This window comes from Thermocrinis ruber (assembly GCF_000512735.1).
GTDB classification, from domain to species: domain Bacteria; phylum Aquificota; class Aquificia; order Aquificales; family Aquificaceae; genus Thermocrinis; species Thermocrinis ruber.
Genome location: NZ_CP007028.1, coordinates 953,149 through 974,250 on the forward strand (window position 1 = coordinate 953,149; position 21,102 = coordinate 974,250).

At 44.4% G+C, this 21,102-nt stretch carries 20 protein-coding genes; 13 read left to right on the forward strand and 7 right to left on the reverse strand.

Annotation, left to right across the window (positions count from 1 at the left end; all coding sequences use genetic code 11):
* Positions 1-13 precede the first annotated feature (13 nt).
* The 12 genes from THERU_RS08345 (at position 14) to THERU_RS05185 (ending at position 13,288) form a co-directional block, all read left to right on the forward strand.
* Complete coding sequence (locus tag THERU_RS08345) at positions 14-1,024, forward strand: AAA domain-containing protein (RefSeq protein WP_051402157.1); 1,011 nt, start codon at positions 14-16, stop codon at positions 1,022-1,024.
* 81 nt (positions 1,025-1,105) lie between these two features.
* A complete protein-coding gene (locus THERU_RS05135) occupies positions 1,106-3,070 on the forward strand; it encodes an aconitate hydratase (protein ID WP_025306208.1) in 1,965 nt (654 codons plus the stop codon).
* The gene (locus THERU_RS05140; RefSeq protein WP_025306209.1) at positions 3,067-4,065 is read left to right on the forward strand and encodes a malate dehydrogenase; all 999 of its coding nucleotides are present in this window, start codon (positions 3,067-3,069) and stop codon (positions 4,063-4,065) included. The genes THERU_RS05135 and THERU_RS05140 overlap by 4 nt, the downstream gene beginning before the upstream one ends.
* Positions 4,066-4,076: 11 nt before the next feature.
* The gene (locus THERU_RS05145; RefSeq protein ID WP_025306210.1) at positions 4,077-4,622 is read left to right on the forward strand and encodes a tetratricopeptide repeat protein; all 546 of its coding nucleotides are present in this window, start codon (positions 4,077-4,079) and stop codon (positions 4,620-4,622) included.
* Between the two features lie 2 nt (positions 4,623-4,624).
* Complete coding sequence (gene glyS, locus THERU_RS05150) at positions 4,625-6,598, forward strand: glycine--tRNA ligase subunit beta (RefSeq protein WP_025306211.1); 1,974 nt, start codon at positions 4,625-4,627, stop codon at positions 6,596-6,598.
* Between the two features lie 2 nt (positions 6,599-6,600).
* Complete coding sequence (gene ppsA / locus THERU_RS05155; protein WP_025306212.1) at positions 6,601-9,162, forward strand: pyruvate, water dikinase; 2,562 nt, start codon at positions 6,601-6,603, stop codon at positions 9,160-9,162.
* On the forward strand, positions 9,159-10,049 hold the full coding sequence (gene pilM / locus THERU_RS05160) for a pilus assembly protein PilM (protein ID WP_025306213.1): 891 nt from the start codon (positions 9,159-9,161) through the stop codon (positions 10,047-10,049). Before ppsA ends, pilM begins: the two co-directional genes overlap by 4 nt.
* Positions 10,046-10,693, forward strand: coding sequence for a hypothetical protein (locus THERU_RS05165; RefSeq protein WP_025306214.1), 648 nt, complete (start codon positions 10,046-10,048; stop codon positions 10,691-10,693). Before pilM ends, THERU_RS05165 begins: the two co-directional genes overlap by 4 nt.
* On the forward strand, positions 10,693-11,433 hold the full coding sequence (locus THERU_RS05170; RefSeq protein ID WP_025306215.1) for a hypothetical protein: 741 nt from the start codon (positions 10,693-10,695) through the stop codon (positions 11,431-11,433). Before THERU_RS05165 ends, THERU_RS05170 begins: the two co-directional genes overlap by 1 nt.
* Positions 11,430-11,654 (forward strand): hypothetical protein, encoded by a 225-nt coding sequence (locus THERU_RS05175; RefSeq protein WP_025306216.1) that lies wholly within the window; start codon positions 11,430-11,432, stop codon positions 11,652-11,654. The genes THERU_RS05170 and THERU_RS05175 overlap by 4 nt, the downstream gene beginning before the upstream one ends.
* Positions 11,635-12,924, forward strand: coding sequence for a 30S ribosomal protein S12 methylthiotransferase RimO (rimO, locus tag THERU_RS05180; protein WP_025306217.1), 1,290 nt, complete (start codon positions 11,635-11,637; stop codon positions 12,922-12,924). The genes THERU_RS05175 and rimO overlap by 20 nt, the downstream gene beginning before the upstream one ends.
* On the forward strand, positions 12,917-13,288 hold the full coding sequence (locus tag THERU_RS05185; protein ID WP_025306218.1) for a RusA family crossover junction endodeoxyribonuclease: 372 nt from the start codon (positions 12,917-12,919) through the stop codon (positions 13,286-13,288). The genes rimO and THERU_RS05185 overlap by 8 nt, the downstream gene beginning before the upstream one ends.
* Before the next feature lies 1 nt (position 13,289).
* On the opposite strand, the gene THERU_RS05190 is transcribed toward THERU_RS05185, so the two are convergent.
* From THERU_RS05190 to THERU_RS05215, 6 genes are read right to left on the reverse strand one after another with little or no spacing between them, the layout of a single operon-like run.
* Positions 13,290-14,666 (reverse strand): LysM peptidoglycan-binding domain-containing protein, encoded by a 1,377-nt coding sequence (locus THERU_RS05190; RefSeq protein ID WP_025306219.1) that lies wholly within the window; start codon positions 14,664-14,666, stop codon positions 13,290-13,292.
* The gene (locus THERU_RS05195; RefSeq protein WP_025306220.1) at positions 14,635-14,910 is read right to left on the reverse strand and encodes an acylphosphatase; all 276 of its coding nucleotides are present in this window, start codon (positions 14,908-14,910) and stop codon (positions 14,635-14,637) included. Before THERU_RS05195 ends, THERU_RS05190 begins: the two co-directional genes overlap by 32 nt.
* Positions 14,911-14,914: 4 nt before the next feature.
* Positions 14,915-15,793, reverse strand: a complete 879-nt coding sequence (locus THERU_RS05200) for an FAD:protein FMN transferase (protein ID WP_025306221.1) — start codon at positions 15,791-15,793, stop codon at positions 14,915-14,917.
* The gene (locus THERU_RS05205) at positions 15,784-16,710 is read right to left on the reverse strand and encodes a hypothetical protein (protein WP_025306222.1); all 927 of its coding nucleotides are present in this window, start codon (positions 16,708-16,710) and stop codon (positions 15,784-15,786) included. Before THERU_RS05205 ends, THERU_RS05200 begins: the two co-directional genes overlap by 10 nt.
* Positions 16,707-17,246 (reverse strand): FMN-binding protein, encoded by a 540-nt coding sequence (locus tag THERU_RS05210; RefSeq protein WP_245565800.1) that lies wholly within the window; start codon positions 17,244-17,246, stop codon positions 16,707-16,709. The genes THERU_RS05205 and THERU_RS05210 overlap by 4 nt, the downstream gene beginning before the upstream one ends.
* Before the next feature lie 20 nt (positions 17,247-17,266).
* Positions 17,267-18,661 carry a cell division protein ZapB gene (locus tag THERU_RS05215; protein ID WP_025306224.1) on the reverse strand — a complete coding sequence of 465 codons (1,395 nt, stop codon included), beginning with the start codon at positions 18,659-18,661 and terminating at the stop codon, positions 17,267-17,269.
* Between the two features lie 189 nt (positions 18,662-18,850).
* On the opposite strand from THERU_RS05215, the gene THERU_RS05220 reads away from it, so the two are divergent.
* Positions 18,851-19,174 (forward strand): rhodanese-like domain-containing protein, encoded by a 324-nt coding sequence (locus THERU_RS05220; RefSeq protein ID WP_025306225.1) that lies wholly within the window; start codon positions 18,851-18,853, stop codon positions 19,172-19,174.
* Here the strand turns inward: THERU_RS05220 and THERU_RS05225 are convergent.
* On the reverse strand, positions 19,144-21,090 hold the full coding sequence (locus THERU_RS05225; RefSeq protein ID WP_025306226.1) for a thioredoxin domain-containing protein: 1,947 nt from the start codon (positions 21,088-21,090) through the stop codon (positions 19,144-19,146). The two genes, THERU_RS05220 and THERU_RS05225, sit on opposite strands and share 31 nt — an antisense overlap.
* Between the last annotated feature and the right edge of the window lie 12 nt (positions 21,091-21,102).

Below are 21,102 nucleotides of genomic sequence, written 5' to 3' on the forward strand. Positions count from 1 at the left end.
AATACCTGAGGTAATGTTGGACGAACATTTCAGGTCTGTTCCCTCTCTCGCAAGGTTCACCAACAGAGAATTTTACGAAAACAAACTGTCCATAATGACAGAAAAACCCGAGTACGAGCTTTATAAAAACTTCAAGCACATAGAAACAGGAGGGCGTAGGTATGGAAGTTCAAAATTTGTTATAGAAGAAGAGGAAAAGGTTTTTGAGATCATAAAGAGCCTTCTAAGCTCAAGGAGCTATCAGGAGGTTCAGTTGCCTGATTATGTCCCAGAGGAATTCACCATAGGGGTTGTTTGCTTTACAAGGGAACAATCGGAAAGAATAAAAATAAGACTTTTTGAAGAAGGAATTGGAGAAAGAGTTTATGCAGGCACTCCAGAGGAACTTCAGGGTCATGAGTTTGATGTGGTAATAATTTCAATGGCACTGGATAAGGCAAGTAACAGGAGTAAAAACCACTATGAAAACAAAAACAGGTTTAACGTGGCAACAAGTAGGGCTAAGTATTTTACCTTTTTAGTCTATGGAGGTTTGCCGGAAAACTTTGATTTAACTAAAAGATACATAGCCCACTTTAGTGAAGAAAAACCCAATGTGGCTTTGGATGAGGATAACATCCACTTTAGTCGGTTTAAATTTGAATCGGAGCTTGAAGAGTTTGTTTATGAAAGGTGTTTAGTGCCCTTAAAAGAAAGCTTCAAGCGGGAATATGGAGTAGACATTGAAATATACAACCAATATAAAACCTGTGGTTATAGGTTGGACTTTGTTCTTTACAATAAACACAATAAAAAATTTGTTGCTTTAGAGGTTGATGGTCCTCATCACTTTGAGGGGGATGGATTGCATAGCTATGCGGACTGGCACGTGGAAAGGATAGAAAAACTAAAGTGGGCTGGCTGGAACATAATAAACACGCCCTATTATAAGTGGTATTCGGAGGGCTGGTTGGACCAAGACCATCCCACCGTGAAGGGAGAGTTAGAAAGGATAAGGAAAGAATTGGAGCATTATCTCCTATAGAACATAAGCTGAACTCCGTGGTAGAATTTATAGAGTAAAAAGTCTATAATATAAATCATCCCTTTTTGAAAGGAGGACCACATGGCAAAGGGAACGGTAGCTTACAAAATTCTTGAAAGCCATTTGGTGAGCGGTAAGCTCATACCTGGCGAGGAGATTGCCATCAAGATAGACCAGACCCTCACCCAGGATGCCACCGGAACTATGGCATACCTGCAGTTTGAGGCGATGGGTGTGGATAGGGTAAAGACGGAACTCTCGGTAAGCTACATAGACCACAACATGCTACAGACCGACTACAAGAACCCCGATGACCATAAATACCTTATGAGCGTGGCAAAAAGATACGGTATTTGGCTATCCAAGCCTGGCAACGGTATATGCCACCAGGTGCACTTGGAAAGGTTTGCCAAGCCCGGAAAGACACTGCTTGGCTCCGATTCCCACACTCCCACCGCCGGTGGCATGGGCATGATTGCCATAGGTGCCGGTGGTCTTGAGGTAGCAAGCGCAATGGCAGGAGAGCCCTTTTATCTGAAGATGCCCAAGATCGTAGGCGTCCATCTGAAGGGCAAACTACCCGATTGGGTTACCGCCAAGGACATTATCCTTGAGCTTCTGCGTAGGCTCACAGTAAAGGGTGGTGTGGGCAAAATCTTTGAATACTTTGGAGAGGGTATAAAGGAGCTCTCCGTTCCGGAGAGGGCTACCATCACCAATATGGGTGCGGAACTTGGTGCCACCACCTCGATCTTTCCCTCCGACGAGATCACAAGGGCATACCTGAGAGCCCAAGGAAGGGAGGAGGATTGGGTAGAAATCCTTCCGGACCCCGATGCAGAGTACGACGAGATTATAGAGATAGACCTGTCCCAACTTGAGCCACTGATTGCTTGTCCCCACTCTCCGGACAATGTGGTGCCCGTCAGGGAGGTGGAAGGTATAAAGGTAGATCAGGTGGTAATAGGTTCTTGCACCAACTCTTCCTTTGTGGACCTAACACGCGCTGCCAAGATTTTGGAAGGTAGAAAGGTTCATCCTGATGTGATCTTTGCGGTAGCCCCAGGTTCCAAACAAGCCCTTGAGTTGATCACCCAAAATGGTGCCCTTTTGACCTTTCTAAAGGCTGGTGCGAGGATATTGGAAAGTGCCTGCGGTCCCTGTATAGGCATGGGTTTTGCACCTCCCTCCGGTGGTGTTTCCGTAAGGAGTTTTAACAGGAACTTTGAGGGTAGGTCCGGCACACCCGACGCAAAGGTGTACCTTGCATCCCCCGAGGTCTGCGTAGCCTGCGCCATTGCAGGAGAGATCATAGACCCAAGGAAGTTGGGTATTCCGTGGGTCAAGGTGGAAATGCCAGAAAGGTTCCCCTACGGCGACGAAGCCTTTATAGAGCCACTACCGGAGGAAGAAGCCAAAAAGGTAGAAATATACAGAGGACCCAACATAAAACCACTGCCAGAGTTTGATGAACTACCAGAAAGCATAGAAGGAGAGGTTTCCCTCATAGTGGGAGACAACATCACCACCGACCACATAATGCCCGCCGGTGCCAAGATCCTACCTCTGCGTTCCAACATCTACGCCATAAGCGAGTATGTATATCACTACGTAGACCCAGACTTTGTAAGAAGAGCGAAGGAAATCAGGGACCAAAAGGGCAAGGCAAACATCATAGTAGGCGGAGAGAACTACGGACAGGGTTCTTCCCGAGAGCATGCTGCGTTGGCTCCGAGGTTCTTGGGAGTTAGGGCTGTTATAGCAAAGTCCTTTGCCCGTATTCATCACGCCAACCTGGTCAACTTTGGTATAGTGCCCCTCGAGTTCAAACACAAAGAGGACTACAACAAGTTCTCTCTGGGCGATGAACTTTTTATCCCAGACCTTAAAAATAGGCTACAGGAAGGTAAAGAAATCGTGGTTATAAACAAAACCACTGGAGAGGAAATAGTTTGCACATACAACCTCACTTCAAAGCAGATTTCTGTGCTCCTCAAAGGTGGTCTCTTGAACTGGATCAAAAGCAAGCAGGGGGTAAAGGTATGAAGCTAAGAAAGGTAGTTTCTGTGGTAGGTGCGGGGAATGTAGGGGAGCATACCGCCGCCCTCCTTGCCCTAAGGGGGCTTGTGGATGTGCGTATGTTTGACTTACCCAAAAAGGACGGAGACAGAATAATAGAACCCGTTAAAGGAAAAGCCCTTGACATTCAGCAGATGCTCTCCGCCCTCAACATTGACGGCAAAGTGGAAGGATACACTGTAAGCGCAGATGGAGAAGGTTACCAAGCCTTAGAGGGCTCCGACATAGTGGTTATAACCGCAGGCTTTCCAAGAAGACCGGGTATGTCAAGGGAAGACCTCTTGGAAAAGAACATATCCATCCTCTCGGTTATAGCCAGCAAAATAAAGGAATACGCTAAGGATGCCATAGTGATAGTGGTAACCAACCCAGTGGACCTGATGACCTACGCGGTTTACAAACTGCTGGGCTTTGAACCTCAAAGGGTCATGGGGATGGCGGGCGTTTTGGATTCAGCCCGCTTTAAAACCTTCATCTCAAAGGAGATAGACGTATCTCCCCAAGATATTCACGCCTACGTGATAGGAGGCCACGGTGACGAGATGGTTCCCTTGATCTCCATATCCAACGTAGGTGGCATACCCTTAAAGGACCTGCTAAGCAAAGAAAAGCTTCAGGAACTTATAAAAAGAACTCAGTTTGGTGGTGGTGAGATAGTGGACCTAATGGGTACCTCCGCCTATCATGCTCCCGCTGCGTCCATAGTGGAGATGGTGGAAGCCATAGTAACAAACAACAAACGCATACTGCCCTGCTCCGTCTATCTTGATGGAGAAGTGGGAGAGTATTATGGAGTGAAGGGTGCCTGCGTGGGTGTGCCAGTCAAGCTTGGCAACTGCGGAGTGGAAGAGGTCATCAAAATCCCCATGCTACCGGAAGAGCGCGAAATGTGGGAAAGGTCCGTTCAGTCGGTGTTAAAGAACTTAAAGGTGGTGGATGAACTCTTGAAGGTTATGGTTTAAAATCTATATCAATGGTGTTTTTACCTTGGAGGTATCTGGTCCCACCTGTCCTTTTGCTTTTAGGGGTGGGACTATTCATCCTTTACAAGGATTGGGAAAAAAAGAGGAACTTTGAGGTATCTTACCTTGAGTGGGAGATAAGAAGGTTGATGCAATCGGGGGAGGAGGAGAAGGCTAAGAAGCTAATAGAGGAAGGACTGAAAAAGGGTGGTGCCTTTAAGCCCCTCCTTCTATCTTACGCCTTGGATGGAAAGGAAGATAGTAAAAAACTTTTGGAGATAATTTCATCCCTGAAGGATGATCAAATAAAGTCCTTATACACCGAGATGCTCGCCTTTGCATACTACAAGGAAGGACAAAAAGAGAAAGCCCTCGGCGTTCTCAACTCTATAGGAAAAGACAGCTTTAACTACTACTCTGCCCAACTGCTTAAGGCACAAGTGCTCTTAGAAAGCAACAGGAAAGAGGAGGCAAAGAAGGTCTTAGAGTCCATCCTCAAAGAGGCAAAGGGAACTTATTGGTCTAACTTAGCCCAAGCCCTTTTAATGGAGATGTAGTTATGAAGCTCCTGATTGAAATAGGAACAGAAGAACTGCCCGCGGGGGTTATAAACCTAGCCCTAGAGAGCCTCAAGGAGGGCATCGAAAAACTCTTAGGGGTAAAGGTTATAAAAACCTACGGCACCCCCCGGCGTTTAGCCATTCTAACAGAAGACTTTGAAAACACACCAACAGAAAAAGAGGAGATCATAGTTGGTCCTCCCGTTAGCGTAGCTTACGAGAATGGGAAACCCACAAAGGCGCTTTTGGGATTTTTGCAAAAGGTCTCTGCCACTCAAGAGGAAGTGATAGAGGTTCAAAAGGGAGAGGGAAGGTATGTGGCTGTTCGTAGGGTTCAAAGGGAAAAGACGCCCTTGGAGAAATTGAAAGAGGAGTTTGAAGGGCTCTTACAATCTATTCCTTTTCCCAAAAGGATGCGTTGGAATTCAGAGGGTTTGACCTTTTCAAGACCTATCCGGTGGTTGTGTGCCCTCTACGGAGAGGAGGTTGTCCCACTTCAATTTGGTAAGGTGAAGGCGGACAGGATCACATACGGTCATAGATTTTTGCATGGTGGTCCCTTAGTTCTCAAAAATGCGGAGGAGTATGAAGAAAAGCTAAAAAGTGCTTACGTGATTCCAGACTTTAAAGAGAGACTGGGCATGGTCTTAGAAATGTTAAGGGAAGAAGCTTACGCCTTAGGTTGCACGCCCCAGTATCCAGAGGGTCTTCCGGAGGAGGTGGCAAACCTCCTTGAGTTTCCCTTCTCTGTGGTAGGAAGCTTTGAGGAAAAGTATTTGGAACTACCCGAGAAGATTTTGATTACAGTCCTTGCCCACCATCAGAGGTTTTTCTGCCTTGCCAACCAAGAGGGTAAACTGGTGCCTTACTTTGTAGCCTTCAGCGGTAATACTCCAAACGATTTGATAAAGACAGGCTACGAGAGGGTTGTAAGGGCAAGGCTTGAGGATGCCCTTTTCTTCTACAGGGAGGACTTAAAGACCCCCTTGGAAAATCTGGTGGATGGGCTAAAGGGTGTGATCTTTCACCCAAAGGCGGGCAGTATGTGGGAGAAGACCCAAAGGCTTATGGAACTCTCAGAGAGGATCGCACGAGCCCTTGGCTTTGGGGAGGATGTTGTAAAAAAAGTAAAAAGGGCTGCATTCCTTTCAAAGGCGGACCTGCTCACCAACATGGTAAAGGAGCTGGATGAGCTTCAGGGCTACATGGGTATGGTTTATGCAAAGGCTTTTGGAGAAGAGGAGGAGGTAGCTAAAGCCATCTACGAGCATTATCTCCCCAAAAGCGCCACAGACCCCTTGCCCGAGGGTGCGGTTTCTCAAATTCTCTCCTTGGCGGACAAGTTGGATAACATAGCAACCCTTTTGAGTGTGGGCGAGATGCCCTCCGGTAGCTCGGACCCGTACGGACTAAGGCGCAGTGCCTATGGCATTTTTGCAATCCTTGATAACGGAGGTTATAACTTGAACCTGAGGGAGGTGCTGGGCTCTGTCCCACAGGGTTTTGAGGAGTTCATGAAAAACAGGCTGGAAGCCTACTTGGAGCCATATGGCTACGATGTTGTAAGGGCTGTTTTGGAGGTGAAGGATCCACTAAAACCATTGGAGGCAATAAGGCTAGTACAGATGCTTGCCAATTTGAAAGAAACGGAAAAATTTAAAGATGTAGTAGAAGCCTACAGGAGGGTCGTTAAAATTCTTCCCAAGGGGTGGGAAGATGACCGTGTTGAGGAGGACCTTATGAAGGAGAAAGAGGAGAGGGAACTTTGGGAAAAGGTAAAGAGCTTGGAGGGTGAAAGGCTTGAACCATTGGACCTTTGGGACCTCAAGGAACCCATAGACCGCTTCTTTGATAAGGTTCTTGTTATGGATAAAGATCAAGAAGTTAGAAGAAATAGATTAGCCCTTCTGTTTAGAATAAAAAAACTTTTTAACCGCTTTGGAGATTTTGAAAAAATAGTTTTGGAGGTGTAGGCATGGAGCAGAAGTTTTTAGTTTGGTTGGATGAGGTGGGCATAGAGGATGTGCCCTTGGTGGGCGGAAAGAACGCATCCCTCGGGGAGATGCTTAGAAACCTCTCAAAGCTTGGCATTAACATACCCTACGGTTTTGTAGTAACATCCAAAGCCTATTATGAGTTCCTGAGGTATAACAATTTAGAAGAAAAGATAAGGAAGATTTTGGAAGGTTTGAACCCTAATGATGTGCAGGACTTGGCAAAGAGGGCATACGAGGTTAGGGAACTTATAAAAGGTGGAGAATTTCCTCCAGAACTAGAGGAGTTGATAAAAAAGTATTACTCTGAGCTCTCTCGGAGGTATAACTCCTTTGCGGTGGATGTGGCGGTTAGGTCCTCCGCCACCGCCGAGGATTTGCCTCATGCTTCCTTTGCAGGACAGCAGGATACATACCTAAACGTAGTAGGTGCGGAGAATGTGCTAACCGCTATAAAGAACGGTTTTGCGTCCCTCTTCACAGACAGAGCTATCTCTTACAGGGAGAGCTTGGGCTTTGACCACTTTAAGGTTGGCATAGCTATGGGCGTTCAAAAGATGGTAAGGTCCGATCTGGGCGCCTCCGGAGTTATGTTTACATTGGACACAGAGTCAGGCTTTAAGGATGTGATAGTTATAAATGCAACTTACGGTTTGGGTGAGCTTCTGGTTCAGGGCATGATAACCCCAGATGAGTATATGGTCTTCAAGCCTACCCTTCAGGCGGGATACTCGGCCATAATAGAAAAAAAGCTCGGTAGAAAGGATAGAAAGATGGTTTATGGAGTGGGGCAAGAGAGGACAAAGATCGTCAACGTTCCACTTTCAGAGCAAAAGCAGTTTGCCCTCACCGATGAGGAGATTTTAAAACTGGCAAGATGGGGAGTTCTGATAGAGGAGTACTATTCCAAAAAGAACGGAAGATGGATGCCCATGGACATAGAGTGGGCAAAGGATGGGGTTTTAAACGAGCTCTTTGTGGTTCAGGCAAGACCAGAAACGGTGCATTCAAGGAAAGAGGAGAACGTACTAAAGGTCTACAAGATTAGCATGCCAGTGGAGGAGAGGGCTAAGAAAAGGATCTTGTATGGCATCGCAGTAGGCGATAAGGTAGTTCATGGTAGAGTTAGAGTCATCCACGACCTAAAGGACGCAGGACAGTTTCAAGAGGGAGAGATACTGGTAACAGACATAACAGACCCAGACTGGGAACCCGTAATGAAAAAAGCAAGCGGTATAATCACCAACAGAGGAGGGAGAACTGCCCACGCAGCAATAGTGGCAAGGGAGCTGGGCATACCCGCAGTGGTGGGTACCCACAAGGCAACGGAAGTGTTGAAAACTGGTGATGAAATCACCCTCTCCTGCGCAGAGGGAGAGATAGGATACATATACGAAGGCTACATACCTTACGAGGTAGAGGAGATCAACCTAAAGGAACTGCCCAAGACCAGAACCAAGGTTATGATGAACGTGGGCAACCCTGAATCGGCCTTCAAGTATTCTTTTATTCCCAACGATGGAGTAGGACTGGCACGTGAGGAGTTCATCATAGCAAACTACATAAAGATCCATCCCTTAGCCCTTCTTTATTACAGGGAGCTTAAAGCTTTGGTGGAAAAGCTTGAAGAGTGTGGAGCCATCGATGAGAGGGGAATTTGTTCTATGGCTTCCATATACAAGCATGCGGAGGAACCCCTCAAAAGCAAGCTGGCAAAGGGTAAAGACAAAAAACAGATCAACCTCAAAAAAACCATAGAGGAGATAGAAAATCTGACCTTTGGTTATGAAGATAAGGCGCAGTACTTTGTTAAAAAGCTCTCCTATGGCATAGCCAAAATAGCTGCTGCCTTCTATCCAAATCCTGTAATAGTGCGCTTTTCGGACTTTAAGTCTAACGAATACAAAGGACTTATAGGTGGTGAGCTCTTTGAACCAGAAGAGGAAAATCCTATGCTTGGATGGAGGGGCGCGTCAAGATACTACTCGGAGGTCTACAAACCAGCCTTTGGGCTTGAATGTCAGGCAATACTGCGGGTGAGAAACAAGATGGGGCTCACCAACACCAAGGTAATGGTACCCTTCTGTAGAACACCGGAGGAGGGCGAAAAGGTTCTCAAGGTTATGGAGGAGTATGGACTAAGAAGGGGAGAAAACGGTCTGGAAGTTTATGTGATGGCAGAGCTTCCATCCAACATTATCCTCGCGGACAAGTTTGCAGAGATCTTTGATGGCTTCTCCATAGGCTCCAACGACCTAACTCAGCTAACCCTTGGTTTGGACAGAGACTCAGGGCTCGTGGCACATCTTTACGACGAAAGGAATGAGGCGGTCAAAAGGTTAATATCCCAGCTCATAAGCATCGCCAAAGAAAAGGGTAAAAAGGTGGGTATATGCGGTCAGGGACCTTCCGACTTCCCAGACTTTGCCCAGTTTCTGGTAGAAGAAGGTATAGACAGTATTTCACTAAACCCTGATTCCGTATTAAAAACTTTATTAGTTATAGCAGAAGCCGAAACTAAAAATAGGAGGGTAGGTGTATGAAAGTTTTGGACCGTATAAGGACTTTGAGTTTTTTTTCTTCCAAAGGAGCTAAAAACTACTTGGCACTGCAGGTTGGTAAAAGCTTCATAAGGCTTTTAGATTTAGGAGAAGATGGAAAGCCCATTTTTCAACCACAGGAGATTATCTTTGAGGATGGAGATGAAAATAAAAAACTTTCAGCCCTAAAAAAGATAGTGGCTGAATATGGATTACAGGGACATAAGGTTATTGCAGCGCTTCCAGCTACCGATGGAATACTAAAGCTCTACAAATACCCTTCCAAAATAAGCCAAAAGGATTTGGACAGCGCCATAGAATGGATAATAAAAAGAGAATTAACTCAGATAAAAGAGGAAGCCACTTACGATTACTTTATCTTGCACGGGGAAGATGCCCTAAGTGTGGCTTTGGTGCTTGCCCGTGCTGAATCTGTCAATAGGCTAGCTAATTTAATCAGTTCCGCAGGGCTAAAGCCTGAGATCATAGACTATGAAGTGCTGGCTATAGCGAATTACGGCATATATCATAAGCTTGCCTTACCTTTTTCTATTCTATACATAGATTACGATTATTCTATACTTTTGACTTACAGTCCTTCCAATATATCCTATTCTGTAATAAACTGGGATTATTTGGGATACATTAAAAAGGCAGAATCACACTCCACCTCTGAGGAACTCTTGGAAAACTTTATTGCAGAGGTAAGGAATCTAATTGTGATAAACGATATTTTTAACGTTTATATTGCAGGTGTTATCCTAAGCAATCAAAGTTTCTTGGATTATATGCTTGAAAACCTGCCCATATTGGGGCTTTTGGACGCTGGCGAACTACCGCCCAACTTTTTTGTCCCCTATATACTTAGTTTAAGGGGGGGATCAAAATGATAAAGATAAATCTACTTAAGGAGAAAAAAGCTAAAAAAACCCTACCACAACCTACATTTGTATCTCTGAAGGAGGTAAAGGTTAGTGATCTTTTAAAACTAGATAAAGCACAGTATTATCTATCTGCTCTCCTTTGGATTTGCGTTTTAGGTATGGGTGTGTGGTATTGGAAAATCTCAAAAGAATTAACACAAATAAAGCTAGAGATAGATCAATTGCAGGTGGAAAAAAGCAGGTTAGAGGGATTGGCAAAACGCATTTCAGAAGAAAAGAAAGAAATAGAGTCTGAGATATCCGCTTTAAAGACAGAAATGAATATGATAGAGCGTAGTAAGGATATACTCGTAGGTTTGAAATCACTGTATGAACCTTTCAACAATAGCTTTGTTAGTTTTTCCAGTTCCGTTCCTTCTGTTAGTTGGATGTTTACTTATAGTCAAAGCCTAGATATGGAAAATAGAAAACTTAAGACAGAATTTGACCTCTCTTCTTTTGACTATGCAAGCATAAGCTCTTATGCCAACAGCCTTAGAAAGAAAAATGCGGAAGTTTTTATAAGTGGTATAGAAAGGAAAGTGACACCAAACGGTTATGAGTATTATTCCACAAAACTTGTTGCGGAAAAAAGTATAGGAGGACAGTGATGGAAAAGCTAAAAGCCCAGTGGTCCGCCCTTCCTCAGTGGCAGAAGTTGTTTATACTTCTAATATTACCAATAGTCATCATAGGATATATCTATGCAATGCTAATTACCCCTTTAAGAGAAGATTTAGAAAAAAGTAGAAAGGAAAAGGAAGAGCTTACCGGACGCATAGCAGAGTTAAAGAGATTGACAGACCCAAAGGCCTTGGAACCTCTTAGAAAGCAAAGAGATGATTTAAAGGCTCAACTGGAAGTAAAAAAGCAAGAGCTTGAGTTATTGGTTGGAGAGATACCTTCCACTGAGGATGTAAGCTCTGTATACAAAAAGTTGGGTGCCATAGCAAGCAAAAGCGGGGTAAGACTGCTTTCCATAAACCTTGCAAAGCCCAATGAGGTGAATTACACCTTGGAAAAAACTCCAGAAGGGAGAGCGGTAGTTAAGATAGTGAAGGAGCAACCACAACAGCAAGGACAACAGCAACAACAAAAACCTCAACAACAAAAATCACAGCAAAAGGCACAAGAGCAAAAACAACAAACCTCCAATGTGGTAAAACATCCCACTGCAGAGCTTAAAATATCCTTTGTGGGTAGTTATGCAAACGTAGTGAATTTCCTAAAATCTCTGGAAAAGGGAGGTTTTGTATCATACCCTTCTACCTTTAAGGTGGAGAGGGTTGAAAAGGGCATGCTAAAAGGAGATTTGACTATATTAGTTATTATGAAGGAGGAGAAAATATGAGATTCCTTTTTCTTCTCTTGGTGGTCTTTTTGTATTCCTACGCAAAAGAGCCCTTTACCGATTTGGAGGGTGTGGTAGGATATATGGTGGTTGAAAAGAATGGAAAGGTAGAGAACTATATGGTGGTTGAGGAAAAGGGAGGTGGCGTTAAGACTATAAAGGTTAATAGAAATCCAAAAGAGTTTTTAAAGAAGACGGAAGATGGCACGCAAAAGAAGTGAGCTAAAGATAGGAGTTATTAGCTTAGGCTGTTCTAAAAACTTGGTAGATACGGAAATTCTTCTTGGAAAGTTAAAGTCAGCGGGCGCAAAACTGGTGGATGATCCCAAAAAGGCAAACACTATAATCATAAACACCTGTGGTTTTATAAACCCAGCCAAGGAGGAGGCAATAGACTACATACTTGAATACGCAGAAAACAAGAAGGTCATCGTTATGGGATGTTTAGTGGAAAGGTACAAAGAAGAACTACAAAAGGAGATACCAGAGGTTCAGGCATACTTTGGAACTGAGAGCTGGGACCAAATTCTTGAGTTTTTGGGCCTAAAGAAAGTAGAAAAAGTTCAAAGGATATTAACCACTCCTAAATCTTACGCCTACCTTAAGATATCTGAGGGATGTAACCGTCTTTGTTCCTTTTGTGCCATACCTTCCATAAGGGGCAAATACAGGTCAAAGAGCATACAGGAACTTGTAGAGGAAGCCAAGTGGATAGCAGAAAACGGAGTAAAGGAACTATGTTTGATTTCGCAGGATACCACCTATTACGGCAGAGATCTATACGGAAAGAACGCCTTGCTTAAACTCTTAGAAAAGCTGGAGGACATAGAAGGCATAGAGTGGGTCCGACTTTTATATTTTTATCCCACAGACGTGAGCGATGAGCTTATTGATTACATTAAAAACTCTTCAAAGGTCCTGCCATACTTTGATATACCACTACAACACGTCTCCAACAGAGTTCTAAAGAGCATGAGAAGAGGCTATGGTAAAGATTTTGTGGAAGGTCTCGTGGAAAGGATCTTTTCCAAAATACCCAACGCAGTCTTAAGAACAAGCTTCATAGTGGGCTATCCGGAGGAAGACACAAAGGACTTTGAGGAATTGATTGAGTTTGTTCAAAAGGGCTACTTCCATTGGGTGGGTGTGTTTAGCTATTCCCACGAGGATGGCACTTTTGCAGAGTCCTTAGGAGACCCTATACCCGATGAGGAGAAGGAGAGAAGGAGGGCACTTATTTACGAAGTTCAGAGTGAGATTATAAAGGAAAAGTACAGAGGGCTTTTGGGTAAAAGCTTTAGGATGCTAGTGGATGGCTACGACGAGGAGATGAATATTGTGCCCGTAGGCAGGCTTTGGTTTCAAGCGCCAGAGGTGGATGGATTGTGCTATTTAGAGGCAGAGAGGCTAGTTAAAGAGGGAGAGATGGTAGATGTGGTGGTAAAGGACTTTAAAGAGCTAGACCTCCTGGTTGAAGAAAAAAGTGGGTGAAGAAAAGAGGATAAAGCTTGAGCTTTCCTCTTTGCCAGTTCCTAAAAGCAACAGGTATATAAGAAAAAAGGGCGGTGTAGTTTTTAAACCCCCAAGGGTTAAAAACTGGGAGATGAGGGCAGTGTGGGAGATAAAACAGCAGTATCAGGGAGAACCTTTGGAAGGCAAACTTTCAATGGAAGTGATCCTGGTTTTGCCCAATCACAGAAAGAGGGATATTGACAACATGCTAAAGAGCCTATGGGATGTCTTAGAAAAGGCTAAGGTTATAAAAAACGACAATCAAATCTACGAAATAAGAACATTAAAGCGTATAGAAAAAGGTGTACAAAAAACAATAATTTACATAAGCCCTATGGAGTAATTTACTGGGTGTTTCTTATATACTCAGTTGGGTCTAGTGGAACACCCTCTTTATTTCTAAGTTCAAAGTAAAGCATGCACTCCTCTCCTTCGTTCTTTCTTCCAACTAAAGCGATCTGTTGTCCACTTGACACGCTATCGCCTCTCTTTACTAAATTTTTCTCGTTGTATGCGTATATGGAGATAAAATCTCCATGATCTACTATGACCATGTTTCCGTAAGCTTTGAGGTCTCCTCCACTGTATATGACCCTTCCACTATCAACTGCCCTTACTGGCTTTCCACAATCTGTGGTTATGGTGATACCTCTACCGTTTCTGGAAACTCTACCATCCACAGGCATAGGTAGACTATTCCTTGATATTTTTACTTCCTGTGGCATTTCAGCTTCTGCCTTAGATGTGCTCTCTTGCTTCCTTTCTTCTAAGGGATTCTCTACTGGACGGACCGCTTGTCTTTTTTCTTCCACCTTTAAGGGCACTTTGACCACCGTTCCCTTTGTTAGCCATTTACCTTTTAGCTCTGGGTTAAGTTCTTCTAATTCCCTTTGAGAGACACCGAGCTTCTTTGCCACATGCTCAAGCTTTGCACCTCTTTGAACTACATAGGTTTTGTAGGGAACCTTTGGCTCTTTCCTTTCAGCCTTTACGGGCACCTTTACTTCTGTCCCCGCAGAAAGCCGCTTACCCTTCAGCTCTGGATTGAGCCTTTCCAATTCCTCTTTGGGAACACCCAAGCGCTCTGCCACATGCTCAAGGCGACCTCCCTTTTTGATTTTGTATACTGTGTATTTTTCTTCCCTTTTTTCCTTTTTCTGCTCTTGCTTTGGCACCTTAACTACAGTTCCTTTTGTTAGCCATTTACCTTTCAATTCTGGGTTAAGCTCTTCCAGCTCCCTTTGAGAAACACCAAGCTTCTTTGCTATATGCTCAAGCCTTGCACCCTTTTGAACTACATAGGTTCCATACTCTTGGGTTTCCTTTTTTTGTTTTTTGGCGGTACCCTTGGCGGGTATTTTTATTTCCTGCCCTTCTATTATCTTTTCAGACTTTAGGTTGTTAAAGCTTTTAAGCTCTTGCACATCAACACCAAATTTTTCAGCTATGCTTTGTAGTGCGTCTCCCTTTTTGACTTTGTATATGGCGTAGTCTTGCGCTTTCGCGGGTGTCTTCTGAGGTATGCATAAATTTTCACCCACTTTTAGTTTGTTTGGGTTTAGGTTTTTGTTAGCTTTTATGAGTTCTTGCACACTAACTCCGTAGTTCTTTGCGATTTTCTCTAAGCTTTCTCCACTTTTTACCTTGTGGTATTTGCACTCTTGGGAAAAAGCTGTTCCAAAAAGTAGGCTAATACTTAATATAAAAACCTCTTTCTTCATGGGTAGGCACCTCCTTTAAAATTTCCATCCGGTCCACCCTTGCGGACCTTGGTCCCTCCCACAGTTTCCATATGAACTGGGCCACAACCTCCTCATCGCCCTCCACAAAAACCTCAACCCTTCCGTCCGGTAGGTTGCGCACCCAACCGCTAAGTCCGTAGCTCTCTCCCAGGTTCTTTGTCCAGCTCCTAAAGCCTACTCCCTGCACCCTGCCAGACAGAAAAATCCTGTAGGCAGACCTCATAGGTTTATTTTATACCACTTCCGAAAAATTCCAAACTTTCAAAAAACTCAAGAAAGGTCTTATTTACATAAACAGAGCCGTCAGAAAACAGCAGAAGATAGCCAAACTGTGGGTGTTTTTCAATAAAATCCCATCTTTTTTTATCATCCATAGAAAAAAGGGCTGTAGATAACCCATCCGCCAAAGTGCAATCCTCATAAGCTACTGTTACTTGCAATAGCTTGCCACCTTTACCGATTATGTGTTCTCTTCTGTAATTTCCTGATGTAGAAAGGCAAAGGTCCTTTTTATTGTAGCCTTGGGCTAAGATTTTGCCATTAATAGGGTTATACACCGCCAAAAGTCTTTTGTGTCCCCATATCCTTAGGTCTCCCGCTATTGCGATAAAACCCTTGTCCGTTTTTATAAACTCATAGGCCTTCTGAATGGCAAAGCCCTTTCCTATGCCTCCCAAGTCTATAGCCATGCCTTTCTCTTCAAGGAATACCCTACTGCCTTCCACCTTGACCTTTTTGTAATTCACCAGATTCCTTGCCTCGTCTTCGGAAATTTCTCTTAACCTTTTTGCCCTTATGGTTATGGCACCTACTGTTATGTCAAAGGCTCCCTCTGTGAGCTCCGAAAGCCAAAGGGATTTTTTTATAACCTCCAAAGTATCCGCAGACACCTCCACCGGTTCCAGACCCGCCTTCCGGTTGATCCTTGAAACCTCAGAATCTTCTATGTAATCGGAGAGTTTTTCCTCAAGTCCCTTCATAAACCTGTAGGCTTGATATGCCTTTTCGGAGGGCAGGTCTATTATGGCATAAGTGCCCATAAGGTGAAAGACCTTTTCCTGAGAGAAGGCAAACAAGGAAAGAAAAAGAAATAGCATCAAGCCCATGGCTTACTTCTCATTAGCATAAGCAGGGCGGAGTAAAGGATAATACCCTGCAAAGCTACAAAAGACAAAAGCTTTAGAAGGGCAAAGTCTGGATGTAAAAATCTAATCAAAAAACCCGAAAGGTTATCAAGGAATGAAAATAAAAATAGCCCAATTCCCAAAGGAACGCTAAAGCTTGAACCCGCAAAAATCAAAAAATGCCCAACTGCCACAGAAAAGACCGCCATTGAAATAAGGTGAGGATAAAAGACCTTAAACATACCCCCAAAGGTTTTAGGCTTTAGGAACTTCTCTGGATTTCCAAGATAATACTCCTTTATAGAACCTAAGGAAAAGCCCATCTTTGAATAGAAAGCCAATATGTTTGTGAAAAAGAAGCCCATTAAAAGCAAGGAAAAAAAGAACATTAACAGTTTAAGTAGGTTTATGTCTGTATATTTGTCCTCCCTTGAAGTTAATAAGGCTAAGAGGGTGTAAAGAATTACAAACAGGTTTATGAGCTGAAAGCCTATAAAGGAAAAAAGTTTTAAATAAACAAAGGTAGGTGAAAGGTATAGGATCAGGAAGTCTGAGTATAAATAAGATGCACAGGAAAGGAAACTCAGGAGTATGGCAAAAGCCTTTACAGAGGAAGAAAGAGAGGTCAAAATAAATAGGGCAAAGATGGTAAGTAAATAGAAAGCGTTTAAGAAGGTCTGAATGTGCAGATCTTCTGAGAGCTGGGCTAAAGATATTCTTTCTGGAAATTCTGGGTCTTGGAAAAAGTATTTGTAGAGTGTTTCATAAGAAAAACCGTATTTGCTGTAGAAGTATAACCAAGAGCTAAGCCAAAAGATCAGGCTGAGAAAGAGAAAGAAGATAACCATGTAATAAAGAGGCTTGTTGTCCTTCAGTCTGGCGGATATAAAAAATCTCATCTCTTACCCCCAAAGAGAACCTGCCAGATGGCTAAAACCTTGCGGGCGTTGTCGGTTATAGCCCTTGCGGTTATGGTGGCACCGGTTATGTTCGGAATGTCCCTTCTGTGCCTTAGTGTGCCCGGAGCCAACTCTTTGCCTTTGAAAACTTTGAGCCAGTCTTCGTCGGGCATATATTCCAACGGTTCCTGAAAGGCAAGAACCTCCACCACATCCAACTTTCCCTCTGGAGTTATAGTGTATAGAACCACCTCTGGCTTTGTCCTTACCACATGGGTATCCACATAAGCGTAGGCTATGACTTCTCCCCCTCTCTTTACCAAATACCAAGATACGAGCCTTGTGTCAAGCTTGACGCCCGATAGCTTTTGAACTTCCTCCTGCTGTTCTTTTGAGAGGACAATATTTTTGACCTCTATCTGCGCGTTTGGGTATATCTCCGCCAAGGCTTTTCCTGGAGTTTTGAACTGCTTTGCTTGTGTAAAAAAGGGGAGGAGGAGAAGCACGAGCAAGAGCCTGCAGAAGTTTTTAGCCATTTTCTCCATCCTCGTAAAATTTAAAACATGAAGCCAAGGGTCAACCTGTATTCGTTTTCATCCTTCTTATTCGGGCTGTAGTCCAGCCTTGCGTAATCGGCTTTTATAGCCACCAAGGGGTGGGGCTTGTAGGATAGACCCACATTATACACCTTTAGCTTATGTCCATCTGGCTTATTGGAACCTTGGGGAACCTTTGCGTGGGCGTCAAAGTCCTCATAAATGCCAAAGACATAAAGCTCTTGCCTGTCTATCTTGAATAGCCTGAATATGTCGTACGCTACCTGCACATAATAGCCCCTTTGCTCGGAGGGGATGGGTTTATTGGTTCTATCTGCACTCGATTGATGAAGGTCATTGGTTATCTTCCTTGCGTTACTTACATTCACAAGGGCACCCACAAACCTAACATCCCAACCCCCATACTGCCACCAAAGGTGAGGAGAGATCATGGTCATGCTTCCAAGCTTTGTGCCCCTTCTCAGTCTTGATGGATATATGAGGTAGCTATCGTTACCACCCTTAGACATTATATCCCCCGTCCAGAAAGAAAAGCCAACCTTTAGGTTGTACGGAAGTGTGTAATCAACCCTTCCGGTAAAGCCTATCCTATCCGCCACAGCCCTGGCACCCCTCTGTCTGACTGTTTTTAGTGGTTCCAATTCATTATAATCACCACCGCCCTTTAACATCAAACCGTTGGTGATGTAAAACCTGTAGTCAAGGTTTTTGATGGTGCCATAAACACCAAATCCCATCTCTTCCCAAGTGGAGAGCAGTATGCGACGCTCAAGAAAGGGTCTTTCTGCACTTGGGAAGGTGGGTGGCTCATGCACCTCGTTTACGATGCCCACGGGCATGAGCAAAAGACCACCTCTCACCCCAAACTCTGGTCTGAAGTTGTAGTCCAAAAAGGCAAGCTCTGCCTTAAAGTAGCCCCCACCGGTGCCATGAGAGCCAGAGGTAGAAGCATGCTCAAGCTCAAGTTCCGAGTTGAACTTTAACTTCTCATCAAAGGCATAGCCAAGGTAGAGAATGATCCTTTGGACGTTTGCTATGCTCTTTGCACCCCCTCTTGCATCTACGCTGTTATTCCTAAAAGTTAGCTCTCCGTATCCACCTATGGAAACACCCCGAGGGTTAAACATAGCCTTTGAGGCGGCGGGTCCCAAGCCGGAGTAGGTCTTTAGCTCAAGCTGTGGGATGGCAATCTCAAGCCTGAGCTTTCTTAGCTCTTCCTTTAGCACCTCCGTTTCCTGCTTTGTCTCCTCTACCTTCTTTTGCTCCTCCTTTAGCCTCTGAATTTCCTGCTGGAGCGTTCTTATCTGTTCCTCCAACTGTCTGACGCGCTCCTCGGTGCTCTGGGCAAAGACTAACGAAGAAAACACTGCAGAGAGAAGCAAAACCTTTCTCATGCTACACCTCCTACTGAGATTTAATTTCATTATCCATTTTAGCAAAATTGAAATGCAGTGTCAATATGATTAATGTCATTAGATCAGACTGTGGCTTTTCAGTTCTTAGCTCACTCCCAAGCCAAAAACTTAGGAGCTAACCTCCTGATGTGGGTTGAAATTCTGGGTTTTTCATATTAGAATATTCTTATGTTTCAAGTACCAGAATTAACACCGGAAGAGGCAAAGAGGCTTTTGGAGGAAGGAAAGGACAATGTGATTTTGCTTGATGTTAGAACTCCGCCCGAGCATGTGCAGGTGAGGATACCCAACTCTCTGCTCATACCCCTCGATGAGCTCAGATATGCCTACGCCAATCTACCAAAGGATAAAAAGATCATAGTCTACTGCAGAAGTGGAGAGAGGAGTGCCTTTGCCACATACCTGCTTAGACACTTTGGCTACGAAGCCTACAATCTGGCGGGTGGCATTCTAACTTGGCCCTACGAAAAGGAATCGGGTATGCCCAGATAGGTCTTACACACTGTTCCCTCGCAGATAACCACTCCATCTACATCCTTGCGGAGGACAAACTTAAAGGGTCTGAAGGCTTTCAGCAATGGTTCAAAGAAGTCTCTGGTCTCCACCTTGTATATGCCCTTAAGGTAGGCATAAAGGCTTATCAGGTAAGAGGCGGAGGCTGTGGGTACCTCTTGAATAAAGCGGGCAAAGGCTTGTAGGTTCTTTTCCGCATAGTCAATCAGCTCCGTCTCTTGGGTTATACTTCCGAGCAGTAGCAAGAGGTAAGGCGCGGAGCCGTTGGCAGATTGGGTGGGTGTGTCCGCAATGTTTTTTAGTCTTACCTTCAAAAAACCCTCTCCCTGTTCTTCTGTGTCAAAAAAGCCCCAGTTCTGTGGGTCCCAAAACTTTTCCATTGCCTGTTTGGTGAGTTTTAGGGCAACCTCTAACCATTGTTTCTCCTGTGTGATCTCATAGAGTGCCAAGAGTCCTCTTGCTAAGAATATGTAGTCCTCAGAAAAGCCCTTCACACCGTGGGTGTGTTCCAAGCCTTCTTCTTTGTATAGCTCCTCAAGGAGCCTCTTTGCGGTAAGCTTGGAGAAATCCTTTGCCCATGGGTCTCCAAAGGTTTTGTAATACTGCGCCATAGCCTCTAACATAAGCCCATTCCATCCGCTGTATATGGTTTTGTCCACAAAGGGCTTTTCTCTTGTCTCTTCTCTGTATTTGAGCATCTTTCCTTTGGCACTTTCAAGTAGAGATTGGACCTCTTCCTTGGGCATGCCCAAAATTCTTGATATTTCATCCTCCTCCTTGTCTATGAAGAGCACATTCTTGGTAGGGTCGTGGTGCATCTCTCCCTTTGGTCCTATGTCAAAGTGCAAGCTTGCCACCTTTAACTCTTCGGGAGTTAGCACATCCTTTAACTCTTCTAAAGAAAAGGTGTAGTATCCGCCCTCGTCCAAGAGCCCAATGTCTGCATCCTGGGACGCATAAAAGCCTCCCTTTGGGTCTGTGCCCTCCCTTTTGTAATACTCCACTATGCCTTTGGCAACGCGCTCGTAAAGGGGCTTTGGAATAACTTGATAAGCCATAGAGTAGAGCTGTAAAAGTTCTGCGTTATCGTAAAGCATCTTTTCAAAGTGTGGGACGATCCAGTTTTGGTCTGTGGAGTATCTGAAAAAACCACCCAACAGGTGGTCGTAGATGCCCCCCTTCGCCATGGCATCCAAAGTGAGCTCCACCACCTTTAAAAGCTGTTTGTTTTGGGTAAAGAAGTATCTGTAAAGTAAAAGCTCCCAAGCTTTGGCGTGGTGAAACTTGGGCGCATCCCCCAATCCTCCGTGCTGGTAATCTACACTCAAAAGAATATGATTAATGCCCCTGTCAAGTAGTTCCTCTCCCACATGGTCTTTGTAGGATCGCACGCTGAAAAGCTCCAAGGCTTGGGATAGTTGCTTGGCAGATTTTAAAATCTTTCCTCTGTCCTCCTTCCAAAGTTGGGCTATTCGCAGGAGAAGACTTTTAAAGCCCGGTCTTCCCCACCGGTCCTCGGGCGGAAAGTAGGTACCACCAAAGAAGGCTTCCCCTTCGGGAGTGAGGAATACTGTAAGAGGCCAACCACCAGAGCCCGTGAGGGCTAAGACCACCTCCTGATAACGCCTGTCAATATCCGGTCTTTCGTCCCGGTCCACCTTTATGGCGACAAAGTTTTCGTTTATGATCTTTGCGATCTCTTCGTTTTCAAAACTCTCGTGTGCCATCACATGACACCAATGACACCACACACCCCCAATAGAAAGAAGAATGGGCTTATCTTCCTCTTTGGCTTTTTTGAAGGCTTCTTCCGACCACTCGTACCAATCTACCGGCTGATGGGCGGATTTTCTAAGATAGGGACTTCTTGCGTTCGCTAACCTGTTTTTTTGCATGCCTTTAATATA